Source organism: Enterococcus sp. AMC1157 (genome assembly GCF_058216555.1).
The window spans coordinates 562,222-581,214 of the sequence record NZ_CM177099.1; the positions used below are offsets into that span (position 1 = coordinate 562,222).

The 18,993-nt window shown below is 35.9% G+C and carries 16 protein-coding genes, 1 pseudogene and 1 other annotated feature; all 17 genes and pseudogenes read right to left on the reverse strand.

Annotation, left to right across the window (positions count from 1 at the left end; translation table 11 throughout):
- Nucleotides 1-62: 62 nt before the first annotated feature.
- Nucleotides 63-404: a YlbG family protein gene (locus AC4BBX_RS02800; RefSeq protein ID WP_490454953.1), complete on the reverse strand. Its 342-nt coding sequence runs from the start codon at nucleotides 402-404 to the stop codon at nucleotides 63-65.
- Nucleotides 394-819, reverse strand: coding sequence for a YlbF/YmcA family competence regulator (locus AC4BBX_RS02805; RefSeq protein WP_490454954.1), 426 nt, complete (start codon nucleotides 817-819; stop codon nucleotides 394-396). The genes AC4BBX_RS02800 and AC4BBX_RS02805 overlap by 11 nt, the downstream gene beginning before the upstream one ends.
- Nucleotides 816-1,946 (reverse strand): CAP-associated domain-containing protein, encoded by a 1,131-nt coding sequence (locus AC4BBX_RS02810; protein WP_490454955.1) that lies wholly within the window; start codon nucleotides 1,944-1,946, stop codon nucleotides 816-818. The genes AC4BBX_RS02805 and AC4BBX_RS02810 overlap by 4 nt, the downstream gene beginning before the upstream one ends.
- A gap of 21 nt (nucleotides 1,947-1,967) precedes the next feature.
- Entirely contained in the window at nucleotides 1,968-5,396 is a 3,429-nt protein-coding gene (locus AC4BBX_RS02815) for a pyruvate carboxylase (RefSeq protein WP_490454956.1), read from the reverse strand.
- 251 nt (nucleotides 5,397-5,647) lie between these two features.
- Nucleotides 5,648-6,805, reverse strand: coding sequence for an FtsW/RodA/SpoVE family cell cycle protein (locus AC4BBX_RS02820; protein ID WP_490454957.1), 1,158 nt, complete (start codon nucleotides 6,803-6,805; stop codon nucleotides 5,648-5,650).
- A gap of 3 nt (nucleotides 6,806-6,808) precedes the next feature.
- Nucleotides 6,809-7,108, reverse strand: a complete 300-nt coding sequence (locus tag AC4BBX_RS02825; protein ID WP_490454958.1) for an Fpa/YlaN family protein — start codon at nucleotides 7,106-7,108, stop codon at nucleotides 6,809-6,811.
- 326 nt (nucleotides 7,109-7,434) lie between these two features.
- Nucleotides 7,435-9,270, reverse strand: coding sequence for a translational GTPase TypA (gene typA, locus AC4BBX_RS02830; protein ID WP_490454959.1), 1,836 nt, complete (start codon nucleotides 9,268-9,270; stop codon nucleotides 7,435-7,437).
- Nucleotides 9,271-9,418: 148 nt separating this feature from the next.
- Nucleotides 9,419-10,195, reverse strand: a complete 777-nt coding sequence (locus tag AC4BBX_RS02835) for an inositol monophosphatase family protein (RefSeq protein WP_490454960.1) — start codon at nucleotides 10,193-10,195, stop codon at nucleotides 9,419-9,421.
- Between the two features lie 3 nt (nucleotides 10,196-10,198).
- Entirely contained in the window at nucleotides 10,199-10,480 is a 282-nt protein-coding gene (locus tag AC4BBX_RS02840; protein ID WP_490454961.1) for a UPF0223 family protein, read from the reverse strand.
- A 78-nt stretch (nucleotides 10,481-10,558) separates the two neighbouring features.
- On the reverse strand, nucleotides 10,559-11,773 hold the full coding sequence (gene tyrS / locus AC4BBX_RS02845) for a tyrosine--tRNA ligase (protein WP_490454962.1): 1,215 nt from the start codon (nucleotides 11,771-11,773) through the stop codon (nucleotides 10,559-10,561).
- Nucleotides 11,774-11,826: 53 nt separating this feature from the next.
- Nucleotides 11,827-12,062, reverse strand: a binding site (T-box leader).
- Nucleotides 12,063-12,108: 46 nt separating this feature from the next.
- A pseudogene (locus tag AC4BBX_RS02850) lies at nucleotides 12,109-12,414 on the reverse strand (family 1 glycosylhydrolase); the annotation flags it as partial.
- Nucleotides 12,415-12,430: 16 nt separating this feature from the next.
- Nucleotides 12,431-12,802, reverse strand: a complete 372-nt coding sequence (locus AC4BBX_RS02855) for a YxeA family protein (RefSeq protein WP_490454963.1) — start codon at nucleotides 12,800-12,802, stop codon at nucleotides 12,431-12,433.
- A gap of 125 nt (nucleotides 12,803-12,927) precedes the next feature.
- Complete coding sequence (locus AC4BBX_RS02860; RefSeq protein WP_490454964.1) at nucleotides 12,928-13,521, reverse strand: DUF5052 family protein; 594 nt, start codon at nucleotides 13,519-13,521, stop codon at nucleotides 12,928-12,930.
- Between the two features lie 309 nt (nucleotides 13,522-13,830).
- Nucleotides 13,831-15,237 (reverse strand): dihydrolipoyl dehydrogenase, encoded by a 1,407-nt coding sequence (gene lpdA, locus AC4BBX_RS02865; protein WP_490454965.1) that lies wholly within the window; start codon nucleotides 15,235-15,237, stop codon nucleotides 13,831-13,833.
- Nucleotides 15,238-15,244: 7 nt separating this feature from the next.
- Nucleotides 15,245-16,873 (reverse strand): dihydrolipoyllysine-residue acetyltransferase, encoded by a 1,629-nt coding sequence (locus tag AC4BBX_RS02870; RefSeq protein ID WP_490454966.1) that lies wholly within the window; start codon nucleotides 16,871-16,873, stop codon nucleotides 15,245-15,247.
- A 25-nt stretch (nucleotides 16,874-16,898) separates the two neighbouring features.
- A complete protein-coding gene (locus AC4BBX_RS02875; protein ID WP_490454967.1) occupies nucleotides 16,899-17,876 on the reverse strand; it encodes an alpha-ketoacid dehydrogenase subunit beta in 978 nt (325 codons plus the stop codon).
- Between the two features lie 2 nt (nucleotides 17,877-17,878).
- Nucleotides 17,879-18,985 carry a pyruvate dehydrogenase (acetyl-transferring) E1 component subunit alpha gene (gene pdhA / locus AC4BBX_RS02880; protein WP_490454968.1) on the reverse strand — a complete coding sequence of 369 codons (1,107 nt, stop codon included), beginning with the start codon at nucleotides 18,983-18,985 and terminating at the stop codon, nucleotides 17,879-17,881.
- Between the last annotated feature and the right edge of the window lie 8 nt (nucleotides 18,986-18,993).

The following is an 18,993-nucleotide window of genomic DNA, read 5'->3' on the forward strand; positions in this document are numbered from 1 at the left end:
TTTTTCAATATTTCAAGAAAAAAAGGTTGGTCTCCTAGAGAACTCCAACCTTTTTTCATCATCTATACATTTTCAGCTAAACGTATGGTTGTATTTAGCTCTTCAAACTCATCGTCATCAGCTACTTGAAACGCTGCTTTTGTTCCAATTTTTTCAGCGAAGTTCATTTCAATATCTGGACGATGAGAAATATCTACTTGACGAACAAAATGCAGACGATTTATTTTCTCAACGCTTTCCTCTACTTTTTCTTCGTTCACATATAGCAATACATATTTCATACGGCGTGAAACGTAGTGGATAAATCCAAAACGTCGTAAATTTTTCAATTGGCGTAGGCTATAAACCCAGACAATAATTCCTCGACGTTTTTGAATCTCTAATTCTTCTGAATTATCCGACATGACATTTCCCTCCACAACTTGATTTCGTTTCAAAGAACGGATTTCCTGTATCGACTTTAATCTCATCTGAGATACAATGGGCAATTTTAATACCCATTTCGTCCAATATCCCCTGTAATTCCGTTTCGGAAAAACGAAACTCTGAGACAAGGGGATGCACATCTAATACTCGTTTAGCCTTTCTTAGTGCTCGCTGTTTTTCTCGATAGTCCGGTGCATATTTCCCATATTCAGCAATTCTTTCAAAAGAGGCTTTTTTATCTAAGAAATCTTTACGTACTTCTTGAACAGCAGGATTTTCATAGAGTGATTTTTTGTTCATCAAATAATTTTGATAAGTTTCACTGGAAAGTAAGCGCGTCAAAACATTTTGCATCTGGTCTTCGATTTCAAAAAATTGATCATTATAAATCAAGGTTCGTCACTATCCTCTGTTTGATTTTCTAACTTCTCTAATAAGACTACCATATTCTCTTTTGAAAAGGCAACACCTAATGACTCTACTTCTTGATGCATAAAACGAGTATGTAGATAAGGTGTACTATACCAAGTGAGTATGGTAAATGTTGGATCATAAATAGGCAATTCTAAATAGGCAAGCTCAGCAGAAGTTTGCAACTCATCTAATAGAATTTCTAATTCTACAGAACTTGCTGAAAAAGTTTCAATTAGTTCTCCTCGCTGAATTCTCTGCAATTTTTGAGCTCTTTCAGTCGTTAACAAATTTTCAGCTTCCATAAAGAAGCGACCAAGAAGTTGCTCTGAATTGATTTGAGTCGTTATATCTAATGTAAATTCAGATAATTCATCTCTTTCTCGTAAATATTGAAACATATGCTTACTTAAATTTTGCTTGTTTTGGTTGATAACTTCCCAATCAGCAGTTTCTTCTATAGTGAATTTAGGAATTACCCCTTCTGTTATCTGATAAGGTGCAAGTTTTAATAACATTTCCTTACTCAAATACATCACATTAGAAAGTGTACTTTCATTTTTCTTTTGACTAAAAAAGAGAATTGCAAAACTACCATTGTCAAAGGCAATTAATGGTCGATAGTTCATATCTTCTTCCATTAATTCAAATCCGACCGAGCGCCCTTCATAATGAATATTAAAATTTGGATAAACCATTGTCAGTTTTGTCAAATCATTCATCGTCATTCCTTGAAAAAAAGGTGCTAATCTTTCATCTTGGTTTCCAAGAAATTTGATACTTGTTATCACTTTATTTTCAGTCGTTAGTTCTAAGTGCATTTCATGATCTAGCTCATAATGATGAAATTCAAAAGAAAATCCAGAAGAAAAACTCTCTTCTGGATTTCCATAGCTCTCATTAAAATCTGAGATGTTTTGGCCAATCCACTCAGCAAATCCTTCAGTAGCAATTGGTTCATAATTCCATGAAGTAGGTGGTGGATTTCTTCTGATTTCAGTCGTACTTCCTTGATCAACTGAATTCTGAGGAAACCAAACAGGATGCCCGTAGAGTAGAATCAGAAATCCTATAAAAATCACACTAAACAAGATTCCTCGATGTTTCATCGTCTTTCAGCCTTTCATTTATTACTTTTTCTTCACTTCAATTAATAAATCACCTGATGAAATAGCTTCACCTTCTGCTACGTGTAAAGCTTCAACTACTCCGTCAAAACGAGCTTCAACCGAAGTTTCCATTTTCATTGCCTCGGTAACCATCAACGTTTCACCGCGTTTTACACTATCGCCTTTATTCACTAAGACTTTTAAGACCGAACCAGACATGGTTGCACCAATTTGTTCTTTATTAGTTGGTTCAGCTTTTTGTTTAGTCGCCACTGTTGTTTTAATAGAAGTATCTTTTACAGAGATTTCTCGACGTTGACCATTCAAATTAAAGAATAACGTACGGTTTCCTTCTAAATCAGGTTTACCAATATCATCTAACCGAATAATCAAGACTTTTCCTTTTTCGATTTCAACATTAATTTGTTCACCGGTACGCATACCATTAAAGAATGTTGGCGTATCTAGAACTTTGATATCTGCATATTGTTCGTAAGTTTTTCTATAAGTTAAGAAAATTTCTGGATACATCAGATAACTTAACACTTCATCTTGTTTTGGTTCATAACCAATCAATTCTGCTAATTCAGCTTTAACTTTTGAAAAATCGACTGGTTTAGCTAAAGAGCCAGGACGATCAGTATACGCTGGACGATCTTTAATAATAATTTTTTGCAATTTCTCAGGGAAACCACCCACTGGCTGTCCTAATTCACCTTGGAAGAAAGTGATCACTGACTCAGGGAAACTAACAGAATCCCCTTTTTCATAGATATCTTCTTCGGTCAAATCATTTTGAACCATAAATAATGCCATGTCACCGACTACTTTAGAAGATGGGGTTACTTTAACGATATCCCCAAACATCATATTAACCGTACGATACATCCGTTTGATTTCTTCCCAACGGTCACCTAAACCAACTGCTTTGGCTTGTTGTTGAAGATTTGAATATTGTCCCCCTGGCATTTCATGCATGTAAACTTCAGTTTGTGGAACATTTAAGCCATTTTCAAATGGCTTATAGTACATGCGAACATCTTCCCAGTATTGGTTTAACTGTTGAACATTTTCAATATTAATATCTGGTACACGATTACCATTTACCAATGCATAATACAAACTACTCATACTTGGTTGACTTGTACTGCTACTCATCGCGCTCATTGTCACATCCACGATATCTACGCCAGCAGTAACAGCAGCAGAGTAAGTAATGATTCCATTTCCGCTCGTATCATGTGTGTGTAAATGAATTGGAATATCTACCGTATTTTTTAACTCACTAATCAAACGATAAGAAGCTTGAGGCATTAATAAACCAGCCATATCTTTAATTGCAATAATATGAGCGCCTTGAGCTTCTAGCTCTTTTGCCATATCTTTGTAATACTGCATGTTATATTTCGCTCTTGAAGCATCATGAATATCACCAGTATAACAAATAGCTGCTTCTACAATCTTACCTGCATCACGCACCGCTTGAATACTTTTTTCCATTTGTGGAATCCAATTTAAACTATCAAAAATACGGAATACATCTACCCCTTGTTGGGCAGCTTCGTTAATAAATTCAACCAATACGTTGTCTGGATAATTGGAATAACCTACCGCATTAGAACCGCGGAATAGCATTTGTAATAAAGTATTCGGCATTTCTTTACGTATTTTTCTTAATCTTTCCCATGGATCTTCCGTTAAGAAACGATAGGCCACATCAAAGGTCGCACCGCCCCACATTTCGCTTGAAAACAATTGAGGAACAGCTGCTTCTGTCAGTCCTGCAATTTTTGTTAAATCATGTGTACGAACACGGGTTGCTAATAAACTTTGGTGAGCATCTCGGAATGTTGTATCTGTCAAAAGAACATTCTTTTGTCCTTTAATCCATTCAATTACGCCCTCTGCCCCTTTATCATCTAACACATTTTTAGCACTTACAAAGTGATCCAATGTTTCCAAACGTTTAGGCATTCTTGGTTCTGCAAAATATTTTTTCTTTTCTTTTTCAATCCCAGGAAATCCATTGACAGTGATTTCACCAATATATTTCATAGTTTTATTTCCACGGTCTCTAATTTTTGGAAATTCAAATAATGCTGGAGTTGTATCGATAAAAGTTGTTTTAGCATCACCTGAACGAAACTCTGGATTTTGGATAACATTGCGCATGAATAGAATATTCGTTTCTACTCCACGAATACGGAACTCTTTTAACGCTCTTTCCATTTTGTCGATAGCTGTTTTAAAAGTTGAAGCGTGACTACATACTTTAACTAATAAAGAGTCAAAGTGAGGCGTTACTTCATAACCAGCATAAGCATTTCCGACATCTAAACGCACACCAAAACCACCTGGTGAACGATACGTATCAATTTTTCCAGTATCAGGCATAAACCCATTTAAAGGATCTTCTGTTGTAATACGACATTGAATAGCCGCACCTTCAAATGTAATTTTGTCTTGTGTTGGAATACCAATTTCTTGATGTAAATTTTTTCCTTGAGCAATTAAAATTTGAGTTGTTACAATATCAACATCAGTAATCAATTCAGTAATTGTATGCTCTACTTGGACACGAGGATTCACTTCAATAAAGTAAAAATTATCTCCCTCTACTAAAAATTCAACTGTTCCAGCATTAACATAATTCACATGTTTCATTAGTTGAACGGCTGCATTACAAATTGCTTCTCGTTGCTCATCATCCATAGAAACACAAGGTGCTACTTCAACAACTTTTTGATGACGTCTTTGGACAGAACAATCACGTTCAAATAAATGCACAACATTTCCGTGAGTATCACCCAAAATTTGTACTTCAATATGTTTAGGATTACCAATATATTTTTCTACATATACTTCATCGCTACCAAATGCGGCTTTAGCTTCACTTTTCGCTCGTTCATAACCATCGCGAGCTTCTTTTTCATCATGGGCTACACGCATCCCACGACCACCACCACCAAGGGCAGCTTTAATCATCACAGGATAACCATGCTCATCAGCAAATGCTAAAATACCATCGATAGAATCAACAGGACCATCTGATCCAGGAATAGATTGAATACCAGCATCAATCGCTGCTTCTTTTGCCTTAATTTTGTCTCCAAAAATATCAAGATGATGGGTTGATGGGCCAATGAAAATAATTCCCTCTTCTTTACATCGTTTAGCGAATCCTAGATTTTCTGAAAGAAATCCATAACCAGGATGAATCGCTTCAGCTCCAGATTCTTTAGCAATTCGAATAATATCTTCTATATCTAAATAAGCATCAATTGGGCGTTTACCTGCTCCAACTAAATAGGCTTCATCAGCTTTGAATCGATGCACAGAATACTCATCTTCCGCTGCATAAATAGCCACCGTTTTAATTTTTAATTCCACACATGCTCTAAATACTCGAATAGCGATTTCTCCACGATTCGCAACAAGAATTTTTTTCATCTAACCACTCCTTATTTCTACTAAAGTAATAAAATTTTAGAAAACAAAATTTTAATTCTATTGAAATGCCGTATACAATCTCACTAGCTTAGAGTTTCTGGTGCTAGTTCGTTTTAGTAGATTTAAATTTCTGAAAAGCAAAATTTAAATCCGATTCTCTCTTCGCATACCAACTCACTAACTTAGAGGTCCTAGTAAGTGAGACTGGCATCCTTAATTTTATTGAAGTACCGTGTAATTTCATAAGAAAATTAGCTTAATTGGTATGCCCTTTTCTTTTCATCTGCACTAATATTTAGCACAAAACCAATACTAATTGAAAACATCAGCAAACTGGAACCACCCTGGCTGATAAATGGAAAGGTTATTCCCGTCAATGGAATCACTCCTGTAATTCCACCTAAATTAATAAATACCGAAATTAAAAATAAAGAACCAATTCCGATACACATCATTGAATTAAATGGATCCGAAGAGCGAATTCCAATTAATAAAATCCTGGCAATCATATAAAATAGCAAACCTAATATCAATATCGCTACAATTAGACCTAACTCTTCTATAACAATCGCAAAAGCAAAGTCGGTTTCTGCAAATTTAAGAAATCCTTTTTTCTGGATGCTATTTCCTAATCCGCGACCGAAAAACCCACCATTGAACATTGCATAATATCCTTGTACAAGTTGATGCCCCGCTCCGTATTCATCCAAAAACGGATTTCTAAACATGGCAAAACGAGACACCACATGGGATGGTAGGAATAATTTACCAACAGAATTAACTAAAGGAATGGTTACAACACTGGCAACTAACGCTGTTACCCCTGCAACCAAGGTTAGCAAGTAATTTACACCACTCGCCATCAAAACAACCATCACTAACAATACAATGATTGCTGCATTCCCATAATCCGGATAACTGACTACAATTGCCACCTCTACAGCTAGAACAACTAACAATCCTCGGACACTCGTCCAAAAATTTTCTTGAATTAAGCTCTGTCTATTCGCTAAAGTGGCTGATAAAAACCAAATTGTTACTATTTTAAAAAACTCAACTGGCTGTATCGTCCCAATACTAGGAATTTCAATCCAACCGTAGGCATCGTTGACTTTAGGAAAGGCAAAAACTGAGAGTAACATAAAAAAGATTACAACCATCGCAAACTGGGTAAGTTTTTTACTTCTCAATAAATCAGTTTTCATCTTATAAATAATAGTCATGACAATTACACTTAAAATCCAAAAGAGCAATTGCTTAATAGCTTGATTGGCAAAATTTAATCCAGCTGATAGCATGACATACGATGTGGTGCTATATACCATCATTAAACCCACAACACTCAAAATTAGAAAAGGAATCAAAATTCCAAAGTCTAACAACTGTCGTTTTTTTACTTTATTAGGCAAGATCTAAACCTCCTTGCCAATTTCATTAGCTTTCGTTTCCTCATAAACCTCATTATAGAGTTGATTTAAATCTCTTTCTAAATCACTTAGTAGTTGTTGGCCTACCTCGTTGGGAACAATTCCTAAACGAATCGCAAATGCCACTTGGCGAGATAATCCATACATTTGAGTATCTACAACTTCCTCAAACGCCTTACATTGAGAAATACATAAACTGTTTTTCTGATTTCTAATTAGCATTCGAATGCGATCGGCTTCTTCAACCAGCATCTCTGTCGCTAATTTTGGAGTAATGGATTTCATTCTGCTCCCTCCTATTCTTTCGTTTCATTATTATAGCATAAATTAATGAACAAATGCTTCTTACAATTAATGAAGTTTGAATAAAAATTTACATCTTTCGTGAAACACAAGCGATTTATGAAACATATGAACAATTGTTTAATTCTCTATTTTTTCAAGAAAGTTTATTTTATCAAGCTTTCTTCTTATACTTTTTAAAGTTTCCCACAGATTTTAAAAAATAAATTTTTTTTCTTGACAAATAGTATTATGGACGTTGATAGACTTATACAATTTTTATTCAAAAATAAGATAGATCTCGAGAGATCTATCTTACCTACTATTTCTTATTCAGCTTTTTTTCTTTTTTTAGCTGATTTTTCACGTTCGTTTTTATTTAAAATTTGTTTACGTAAACGAATGCTTTCCGGCGTTACTTCACAATATTCATCGTCATTCAAGAATTCTAGAGATTCTTCTAATGAAAGAATACGTGGTTTTTTGATAACTGAAGTTTGGTCTTTCGTAGCTGAACGAACGTTAGTCATTTGTTTTGCTTTAGTAATATTAACAGTTAAGTCATTATCACGAGCATTTTCACCAATAATCATACCTTCATAAACTTCAGTAGTTGGTTCTACAAAGACTGTTCCACGTTCTTCAATACTCATGATTGAGTAAGTTGTCGCTTTACCAGTATCAATAGAAACTAAAGCTCCATGATGACGTCCACCAATTTGGGCTGGAATCATAGGTAGGTATTGATCGAATGTATGGTTCATAATTCCATATCCACGAGTCATTGATAAGAATTCGTTAGTATAACCGATTAATCCACGAGCTGGCGCTAAGAAAATAATTCTTACTTGTCCATTTCCTGTATTAATCATGTCTTGCATTTCAGCTTTACGAATTCCTAATGATTCGATAACAGAACCCATATATTCTTCAGGTGTATCGATTTGAACACGCTCGAAAGGCTCACATTTTACACCATCAATTTCACGTTCAATTACTTCTGGACGTGACACTTGTAATTCATAGCCTTCACGACGCATATTTTCGATTAAGATTGACAAATGCAATTCTCCACGACCTGAAACTGTCCACGAATCCGGACCAATTGGTTCAACTCTTAATGATACGTCAGTTTGTAATTCCTCCATCAATCGTTCTTCGATTTTACGTGCAGTCACAAATTTACCTTCACGACCAGCAAAAGGAGAGTTATTCACTAAAAATGTCATTTGCAAGGTTGGTTCGTCAATATGCAAGATTGGCAAAGCATCTTGATGATCAGCTGGAGTTACAGTTTCACCAACAAAGATATCTTCCATTCCTGATACGGCAATTAAATCACCCGCAATAGCTTCTTGAATTTCTACTTTTTGTAAACCAAAGAATCCATACAATTTTGTTACGCGGAATTGTTTGACTGTTCCGTCTAATTTCATTAACGCAACACTGTCTCCAACTTTGATTTTACCACGGAATACACGACCAATTCCGATACGACCAACATAGTCGTTATAATCTAAAAGTGATACTTGGAATTGTAATGGTTCGTCACTATTATCGATTGGTGCTGGAATATGTTCAATAATAGTATCAAATACTGGTCCCATTGTGTGTTCTTGTTCAGCTGGATCATTAGACAAGCTTGAAGTTCCATTTAATGCTGAAGCATAAATAACTGGGAAATCTAATTGATCATCATCTGCGCCTAATTCGATAAACAATTCTAATACTTCATCTACTACATGTTCAGGACGAGCAGAAGGTTTATCAATTTTATTAATAACTACGATTGGTGTAACATGTTGTTCTAAAGCTTTTTTCAATACAAAACGAGTTTGTGGCATTGTTCCTTCATATGAATCGACAACTAAAACTACACCGTCAACCATTTTCATGATACGTTCCACTTCTCCACCGAAATCCGCGTGTCCAGGGGTATCCATGATGTTGATACGAGTTCCTTGATAATCTACTGCTGTATTTTTAGCTAAGATTGTAATTCCACGTTCTTTTTCAATTGCATTTGAGTCCATTGCACGTTCTTGTAATTGGGTACGAGCATCTAATGTATCTGATTGTTTTAGTAGTTCATCTACTAATGTTGTTTTACCATGGTCAACGTGGGCAATAATAGCTACGTTGCGAATATCATCTCTATGTTTCAATTTAATTGCTCCTTTTAATTTGGCTTTACACTTGACGAGTAATTATAACAAATAATCTTTCTGAAAACTAGTGAAAAGTTTTCAATTGTGAATGTTTTTAATAAAAAACCTACAAAATGTGCTTCACAGCACTTTTGTAGGTCATAAATTATATATTTGATTGATTAGCTAGCTCTGTTAATTCTTCAAAAGCACTTGGTGTAGCAGCAATAAAATATTCTCTTCCATAAATTTTCAGAGGGTCACCATGGATATTACCCATCTTCATGCCTAAAGCTTCAATGAGTACACCACCTGGTGCATAATCCCATGGGGCCAAATTGGAAACATAACCAACTCTTCTGCCTAGGGCCATTCCAATCAATTCGATACCTGCGCAACCAGACATTCGAACACCCATTGAACGTTCACCCATTATTTGTGCATTCGCCACATTGTGTAAGTACATAGCAGAATTCATCCCTAATAAACCTTCATTTAATGAAATATCTTTAGGAGGGTTAACTGCTTGGTCATTTAAGAAAACACCAACTTCTTTGCCACCCCATAAAAAATCATTTTTGATCACATCATAAACAAAACCTAAAACACCTTTGCCATCTTGATAGACAGCCAACATAATACAAAAATTTTCGTGTTCTAAGACAAAGTTCATTGTTCCATCGATAGGATCAATAATGAACACTCGACCGCTTAAATCTGATACTTGATCCTTGCCGTTTTCTTCCCCTAAAATTTTCGCCTCTGGATCAAAAGCTAAGATTTTTTTACTTAAATATTCTTGGGTTTGTTTATCCAAGTTTGTTACCAAATCTTTTCGACTAGTCTTTGTGTCTACTTTTAAATCATCTTCATCTAGGGCTGCTTTAATTATTTCTCCCGCATCTGTCATCCAAGTTTTAATTTTATTAATGATTACTTCCATAGTTTATCTTTGCTCCTTCATGCGCAATTTTCCAGTGGATGTTTCTTTGGCTTTTTGTAAAGCTCGGTACAATGAGTAGCCGGATAATTCTTCAAATTCTCTTCCCAATTTGCGTTCTTCTCCAATACTACGAACCACTGTTTTAAACTCTTGATGAGCTTTCATAAATACATCAATAGAAACTCCTTTTTCATAAGTCTGTTCTAAGACGTCCCACATTCGCATGACAATGACCATTTCGTTTGTATTCCAGTCTAAATTCAATGGGTACTGATATTCTTTCATCTTGTCCTTAACTCCTTATATATTCACTCTAAAAATAGTGTATCATAAGTTTGTAAAGAAACGAAATAACTAAAATAGTTAATCTTCGACTAAAAACCTCACATATTTCCTTTTACCAATTTGCAAAATGTCATTATTTTTTATTACTTTTTCTAAAAAATCTATTGGCATCATTTTCATTTGATTTAGTTTTATTCCGTCTTGATTGAGAATCCTTTTAAACTCACTTTTACTTTTAATTATTTTTCCCGCTATCAATTTATTTAATGCTTCCTCCCAAATCATTCCATTAGCTATAATTAGCACAGGGATTTCTGTTGGTAATTTTCCTTTTTGAAATACTTGTTGAAATTCCAGTTTAGCCAAATCTGTTTGTTCTCTCCCATGGTATAAACTTGTTATTTCTTCAGCTAACTCTAATTTTATATCTCTAGGATTTTCACCCGCATCCAATCTATGTTGAAGCAAAGTAATTTCCTTAGGTGTTACATCTGTTGTCAATTCAAAGTATTTAATAATAAGTGAATCCGGAATTTCCATAACTTTTTTAAACATAATCATTGCCGATTCAGCTACTCCAATATAATTTCCTAAGCTTTTACTCATTTTTTCTACTCCATCCAAACCTTCTAGTAACGGCATAAATAAAGCCACTTGCTTTTCTTTTTTCCAATATTTTTGTAGATGTCTTCCCATCAAAATATTAAATGTTTGATCGGTTCCACCAATTTCAACATCTGCTTCAATTGCTAGAGAATCGTATCCTTGCATTAAGGGATAGAAAAATTCATGTATACCAATCGGCGTATGATTTAAGTAACGTTTCTTAAAATCTTCTCTTTCCAACATTCTCGCCACTGAAATAGTACTAGCTAATTCAAGTGCAGCTTGAAAATCTAACTGATTAAGCCATTCACTATTAAAACGAATAGCGGTCTTTTTGGGATCTAAAATTTTAACTATTTGTGACACATAGGTTCTAGCGTTTTCTTTAACTAAGTCTTCAGAAAGTTGAATTCTGCCTTTTGATTTTCCTGATGGATCGCCAATTCTACCGGTAAAATCACCAATAATAATGACTGCATGATGTCCTAAATCTTGCATTTGTTTGATTTTTCGTAATACAACGGCATGTCCTAAATGGATATCAGGTGCTGTCGGATCTAAACCCAATTTAATCGTCAACGGTTTATTTAACTCCATTGATTTTTTTAATTTTTCCCGTAATTCTTCTTTGGCAACAATTTCAGCAACTCCTTTTAAAATAATTTCCACTTGCTCCTCTACATTCATCAAAATTCCTCCTTTTTAAGTATAAAAAAAACGTCCTCTAGCAAAATAATTTGCTAAAGGACGTTGAATAAACGTGTTACCACCTTTGTTTGAGAAATAGTCACCTATTTCTCCTTTGCAAGTACAATCATACTTGTGCGAGATAACGTTCGCAAGTCCGATTCGGTCTACTAATTAATTCAACCAACAGCTCCAAGATGTATTCCTAATAATTCCCTTTGCGCCTCTCATCTACCGGCAACTTTCTGTCAAGTTCCTTAGAAGTACTCCTTCTTGTCAACACTCTTTATATGAAATTGTATTTATTCTAGTGATTTTCTCTTCGTTTGTCAACCTTAATCAAACAAAGCAGCTCCATATGTCTCAATTACTTTTTGATACCAATGGAAAGAATCTTTTTTCAATCGATTATAAGTCCCATTACCTTCATCGTCTACATCAACATAAATAAACCCATATCTTTTAGACATCTGAGACGTTCCTGCACTCACAAAATCAATTGGTCCCCAACTGGTATAACCAAGCAATTCAACACCTTCGTCAATAGCAGCCTTCATTTCTTTAAAATGTTCAGTAAAATAATCAATTCTATATTGATCATGAATTTTTCCATCTATTACTTGATCAATAGCGCCCATCCCAATCAATTGAATATTACTAATCTATTTCAGCTAAGGCTTTGGCTGGCACGTCTTCTTTTGAGACTTCCTCATAGGTTTCGACATGTGCTCCTTTATTCGTCAATCTTAAGTAACGGTCAACTTTTAATTCCGATAATCCATTAAAAGCAATTTTTCTTGTTTCACCATTTACATCCGCTGCAATTTGTATATAAGTTGCTGTTCCATATCCTTTGACTTCATCAGGTTCCTTTGTTTTCACATAGACATGACCTTTTTTAACTTGAGGGTTTAATTGATCAAGAATTGCTGCAAATTCATTGGTTGAATTTTTCGTCACAACAGTTGATGCAAAAATTCCTCCCCCAAAAATAAGTCCTAATACAACTAAATTTCTGATTAATTTCATTTTAATTCCTCCTACTTACTTGATATATTTATCTTAAAGGAAGAAGTGACGATTTCATTCGGTCCTTAGTCTGAAAAAAAACTTACTCTTTTGTCACTAAAAAAGATGTTAAAAGTTATTTTGGATTATTCTAAAAGAGCCAAATCATACATCGTATAATCACAACGGTAAATAAATAGATATGATCCATCAATTAAAATACCTGTACTTTTTGGAACATCAGTTTTATATAAAGAAACATTATTTCCAGCATAGGTTGCTAACGGAGTGCCATCCTGACTACGAATTAAAATAACTTTCTTTTTACCAGAAAAAGAGTTACGGTAATCATTGACTAGAGAATTAATCACAGGTATTCCTCGATTCAAGTTTTCAATATCAACATTTTCTTTATATTCTTCAAACACGTTCTCTAATTCAGTCTCTGCAATAATCATTGATGATCCTACATGATGCATTTCATTGCTCCCAATCGTGATTTGAATGACAGAGGAATCTTGACTTTCTGCATCTGTATCGAAAGTTGTATCTCTTTCAATCAATATTGATTTCCCCACGACCTGATCAATTAGCTGACTTTGATCATCGTAGGTTTGAATAACCATTTCAAGACCTTTAAAATTCTCCTCAAAATCTTTAAACCACATTCGGATATCTTGACAGCCCGCTAAAAACAACATGGATAATCCCATCATCAAAATAACAATTTTTTTCTTCATTTTTACTACCTCACTTCATAAAATTTGTATTGTAATAAATTAAATATAACAAATCTTTTAATTATGACAATCCGTCGTAGGAATGAAGTTTTTTTTTAAAGAAAAACTGATATATTCCCAAGTATTCTGTCTGCAAAGTACAGATATTATCAGTGACTGATGAGCTTTATAAGCTTCGACTTGGATGTTTCAACTTTTATTTAGCTATGACGATAAACCACAAGTTTTCATTTTTCATGAACAAATGAAAAGAGATATTTCAAAAAAAAGAGTTATCGCCAAAGCGACAACTCTTTTTCACTATTCTAATTAAGCGTGGATTGGTAATCCTAATGCTAATTCAGAAGCATCCATCACGATTTCACCTAAAGATGGGTGAGGATGGATAGTCAATGCGATATCTTCTGCATTCATACCTGATTCGATAGCTAATGCTAATTCAGAAACCATGTCTGAAGCGCCGATACCAGCAATTTGAGCCCCAATAATTACGTGACCATCAATAGTTGCCACCAGACGGATAAATCCTTCTGTTTTACCTAAAGATAAAGCACGTCCATTACCAGCAAATGGGAATTTGAAAGCTTTCGCTTCAACTCCAGCTTCTTTTGCTTCAGCAATTGTCATACCTACTGATGCTAATTCAGGATCAGTAAAGGCTACTGCTGGCATTGCTTTGTAGTCAACTGCTACTTTTTTACCAGAAATTGCTTCTGCAGCAATTTTAGCTTCGTAGCTTGCTTTATGAGCTAAAGCAGCACCAGGTACGATATCACCGATTGCATAAATGTTAGAAACATTTGTGCGACCTTGTGCATCAACGTTGATCAATCCGCGTTCACCGATTTCTACACCAGCTTGTTCTAAGCCCATGTCATCAGTATTTGGACGACGACCAACAGTTACCATTACGTAATCAGCAGTTACTTCCGCTTCTTTACCATCAACAGCATACTTAACAGTTACGCTATCACCATTATCAACAGCTTCTTTAGCCATTGCACTAGTAATAACTGTCATGCCTTTTTTCTTGAAGTCCGCTTCAACAACTTTTACCATATCTTTTTCGTAAGTAGGTAAAATTTGAGGTGAACCTTCAAGAATAGTTACTTCTGCTCCCAAGTTAGCATAAGCGCCACCTAGTTCTGCACCGATAACTCCGCCACCGATGATTACTAATTTTTTAGGAACTTCTTTTAATGCTAAACCACCAGTTGAATCAATCACACGACCTTTAAATTTAAAACCTGGAATTTCGATTGGACGAGAACCAGTTGCTACGATAGCATTTTTAAATTCGTAAGTTTGTGCTGAATCCGGATGGATAACTCGTAAAGTATGATCATCTACAAAGAAAGCTTCTCCTTCAATGATTTCAACTTTATTTTTTTTCAAAAGCATTGCAATACCAGAAGTTAATTGATTAACAACTGTATTGTCTTTCCACTCTTGAGTTTTAGCAAAGTCTAGGACAACTTTCTCAGCAGACACACCAAACATTTCAGAATGTTGCGCTTCTTGATAATGATGACCTGCAGCAATTAAAGCTTTTGAAGGGATACAACCAACGTTTAAACAAACGCCGCCGACTTTATCTCTTTCAATAATTGCTACTTTTTGACCTAATTGAGCAGCTCGGATGGCAGCTACATAGCCGCCAGGTCCTGAACCGATTACTACTGTGTCTAATTCTAAGGCAAAATCTCCAACTACCATTTGTTTATCATCCTTCCATTAATAGTAACTCTGGATCTGCTAACAAACGTTTGATATTATTCATAGCTTGTTGAGCAGTTGCGCCATCAACAATACGGTGGTCAAAGCTTAATGATAATTTCATCATGCGACCAACGACGATTTCGCCTTCTGCATTGACAACTGGTTGTTGAGCAATCGTACCTACACCTAAAATAGCAACTTCAGGGTAGTTGATTACTGGTGTGAACCAAGCTCCACCAACAGAACCAATGTTACTGATTGTAACTGTTCCGTTACGCATATCTTCAGCAGCTAATTTACCTTCATGAGCTAAAGCAGCTTTACCGTTGATTTCATCAGCAATTGCGAATAAACCTTTACGATCTGCGTCTTTTACGTTTGGTACGTATAGACCGTTCGCAGTATCTGTTGCAATACCGATATTGTAATAGTTTTTGTAAACTACTTCTTGAGAAGCATCATCAATAGATGCGTTCAATACTGGATATTTCTTCATAGTTGCAGTTAAAGCTTTAACAACATATGGCAAGAAAGTTAATTTAGTATTTTGAGCAGCAGCAACGTCTTTGAATTTCTTACGTTGATCCCATAATTTAGAAACTTCTACATCATCATGTAAAGTTACGTGAGGTGCAGTGTGTTTGCTGTTAACCATTGCTTTAGAAATTGCTTTACGCATTGGTGTAAGTTTTTCACGAGTTTCCAATTCACCCAAGTTAGATTGATATGGTTGAGCTGGAGCTGCTTTTTCTTCTTTAGCTGCTGGTTTAGCTTCTGTTGCTGGAGCTGCTTCTGTTGTTTCAGTAGCCGCTGGAGCTTGAGAATCGCCAGAGATAAAGCTTTGAATGTCTTCTTTAGTTACACGTCCACCTTTTCCAGAAGGAGTAACTAAAGTAATTTCCACATCATTTTCACGAGCAAATTGACGTACAGATGGCATTGCCAATACGTTTTTGCTTGGTTTTCCAGTTGGAGCAGATGCTTCCGCTGGTGCAGATGCAGCTGCTGGAGCATCTGCTGCTGCAGTTGATGCTGGTGCGCCGCTTGCAGGAGCTGAATTATGTCCTGGAGCATCAATTTCAACTAACACATCACCTACATTAGCTACTACGCCTTCTTCTACAAGAATGTTTTTAACTGTTCCTGTAACTGGTGATGGGATTTCTTCTACTGATTTATCATTTTGTACTTCTAACAAAGTATCATCTTCGTTAATTGTATCGCCTGGTTTTACAAACCATTTAACGATTTCGCCTTCTGCAATTCCTTCACCAATATCTGGTAACTTGAATTGGAATACGCCTTCGCCACCTTCAGTAGGTACAGCTGCTGGAGCTGCTGGCGTTTGTTGTTCAGCTGGAGCTGCTGATTCTGCAGGAGCATCATCTTCATGCCCTGGAGCATCGATTTCAACTAACACATCACCTACGTTAGCTACTACGCCTTCTTCTACAAGAATGTTTTTAACTGTTCCTGTAACTGGTGATGGGATTTCTTCTACTGATTTATCATTTTGTACTTCTAACAAAGTATCATCTTCGTTAATTGTATCGCCTGGTTTTACAAACCATTTAACGATTTCACCTTCTGCAATTCCTTCACCGATATCCGGTAATTTAAATTGAAATGCCATTTTGATATCTTCCTCTCTTATGATCTTAGAAGTTTGCGATTTCTCTTACTTTTGCTTCAATATCTGCTGCGTTTGGCAACCAAGCGTTTTCTGCTTGACCAAATGGGAATACAGTATCTGGAGCAGATACACGTCCGATTGGTGCTTCTAGAGAAAGGATTGCGCGTTCAGAAATTTCAGATACTACTTGAGCAGCAACACCTGCTTGTTTTTGTGCTTCTTGAACTACTACTACACGACCTGTTTTTTCAACAGATGCGATAATTGTTGCAATATCAAGAGGAGCAACTGTACGCAAGTCGATAATCTCAACACTGATATCTTCTTTTGCCAAGACATCTGCAGCTTTGATTGCTTCACGAACCATTGCACCATAAGTGATGATAGAAACGTCTGTACCTTCACGAGTTACAGCAGCTTTATCCAATGGAACTGTATAAGATTCTTCTGGCACTTCTTCACGGAATGAACGGTAAAGTTTCATGTGCTCTAAATAAACAACTGGATCGTTGCTTCTGATTGCAGAAATTAATAATCCTTTTGCATCATATGGGTTTGAAGGAATTACTACGCGAATACCAGGAGATTGAGCAATCAATCCTTCCAAGTTATCTGAGTGCAATTCTGGAGTATGAACCCCACCACCAAATGGTGAACGGATTGTGATTGGTAAGTTTCTAGTACCACCCATACGGTAACGAGTACGAGCCATTTGTGCTACAACTTCATCCATCGCTTCAAATACGAAACCGAAGAATTGTAGTTCTGGAACTGGACGGTAACCTTCCAATGCCAAACCAAATGCTAAACCAGCAATGCCTGATTCTGCTAGAGGTGTATCAAATACACGATCTTCGCCAAATTTTTCTTGTAAGCCTTCAGTCGCACGGAATACCCCACCGTTTTTACCGACGTCTTCACCAAACATCACTACGTTTTCATCGCTGGCTAACTCACAAGCTAGGGCATCAGTGATTGCTTGAATCATTGTTTTTTGTGCCATGATTATTTCGACTCCTTCGCTTCGTAAATTTCAATTTGTTCTTTAATGCTTTGTGGTTGATCTTCAAACATGTTTTTCAAGAAATCAGAAACTTTTTGTTTTGGCGCTTTATCAGCTTCAGCAATTGCTTCTTTGATTTCTTCTTTTGCTGCTTCAATTACTTCTTCTTCTTTCGCTTCAGTCCATAAGCCTTTAGCTTCTAAATATTTACGGAAACGAACCAATGGATCTTTTGCTACCCATTCATCGTCCATTTCTTTAGAACGGTAACGAGTTGGATCATCACCAGATAAAGTATGTGGACCATAACGATAAGTTAATGCTTCGATTAATACAGGGCCGTTTCCAGCAACTGACCAATCACGAGCCATTTTTGAAATAGTGTACATTGCCAATGGATCCATACCATCAACTTGAATACCTGGAATACCTGCAGCTACAGCTTTTTGAGCCAAAGTTGTTGCAGCTGATTGTTTATCACGAGGTGTTGAAATCGCAAAACCGTTATTTTGGATAAAGAATACAGCATTTGCTTTATAAGCACCTACAAAGTTAATACCTTCATAGAAGTCACCTTGTGAAGAACCACCATCACCAGTATAAGTGAATGCTACATTTTTCTTACCGCGCATTTTAAGTCCTAAAGCTACCCCAGCAGCTTGAACATATTGTGCTCCGATAATGATTTGTGGTGGTAAAGCTTTCAAGTCTTCTGAATAGTTGTTACCTCCAACGTGTCCACGAGACCATAAGAATGCTTGAGTTAAAGGTAAACCATGTTGAATTAATTGTGGTACATCACGGTAACCTGGTAATAATACATCTTCTTTTTCAAAAGCAAAATGACTTGCTAACTGACTTGCTTCTTGTCCAGCCGTTGGCGCGAAGAATCCTAAGCGACCTTGGCGGTTCAAAGCAGTTGAACGTTGATCTAGTACACGAGACCAAACCATGCGAGACATTAGTTCAACTAATTCCTCATCACTTAAATCAGGTACTAAAGCTTCGTTTACAATGTTTCCATCTTGGTCTAATGCCTGATAAGTTGGAAATTGAGCATCGACATTTTCTAGCAGTGCTTGAAAGTCAATTGTTTTTTTCTTTGCCATCTTGTCAC

What these genes read in the sequence shown, in the direction of transcription:
- AC4BBX_RS02875 (WP_490454967.1), bottom strand. Translation starts at nt 17,876, where the DNA reads ATGGCACAAAAAACAATGATTCAAGCAATCACTGATGCCCTAGCTTGT.
- tyrS (WP_490454962.1), bottom strand. Translation starts at nt 11,773, where the DNA reads ATGAATGTAGAGGAGCAAGTGGAAATTATTTTAAAAGGAGTTGCTGAA.
- AC4BBX_RS02855 (WP_490454963.1), bottom strand. Translation starts at nt 12,802, where the DNA reads ATGAAATTAATCAGAAATTTAGTTGTATTAGGACTTATTTTTGGGGGA.
- AC4BBX_RS02800 (WP_490454953.1), bottom strand. Translation starts at nt 404, where the DNA reads ATGTCGGATAATTCAGAAGAATTAGAGATTCAAAAACGTCGAGGAATT.
- AC4BBX_RS02810 (WP_490454955.1), bottom strand. Translation starts at nt 1,946, where the DNA reads ATGAAACATCGAGGAATCTTGTTTAGTGTGATTTTTATAGGATTTCTG.
- AC4BBX_RS02870 (WP_490454966.1), bottom strand. Translation starts at nt 16,873, where the DNA reads ATGGCATTTCAATTTAAATTACCGGATATCGGTGAAGGAATTGCAGAA.
- AC4BBX_RS02835 (WP_490454960.1), bottom strand. Translation starts at nt 10,195, where the DNA reads ATGGAAGTAATCATTAATAAAATTAAAACTTGGATGACAGATGCGGGA.
- AC4BBX_RS02825 (WP_490454958.1), bottom strand. Translation starts at nt 7,108, where the DNA reads ATGAAATCCATTACTCCAAAATTAGCGACAGAGATGCTGGTTGAAGAA.
- lpdA (WP_490454965.1), bottom strand. Translation starts at nt 15,237, where the DNA reads ATGGTAGTTGGAGATTTTGCCTTAGAATTAGACACAGTAGTAATCGGT.
- AC4BBX_RS02840 (WP_490454961.1), bottom strand. Translation starts at nt 10,480, where the DNA reads ATGAAAGAATATCAGTACCCATTGAATTTAGACTGGAATACAAACGAA.
- AC4BBX_RS02860 (WP_490454964.1), bottom strand. Translation starts at nt 13,521, where the DNA reads ATGAAGAAAAAAATTGTTATTTTGATGATGGGATTATCCATGTTGTTT.
- AC4BBX_RS02815 (WP_490454956.1), bottom strand. Translation starts at nt 5,396, where the DNA reads ATGAAAAAAATTCTTGTTGCGAATCGTGGAGAAATCGCTATTCGAGTA.
- pdhA (WP_490454968.1), bottom strand. Translation starts at nt 18,985, where the DNA reads ATGGCAAAGAAAAAAACAATTGACTTTCAAGCACTGCTAGAAAATGTC.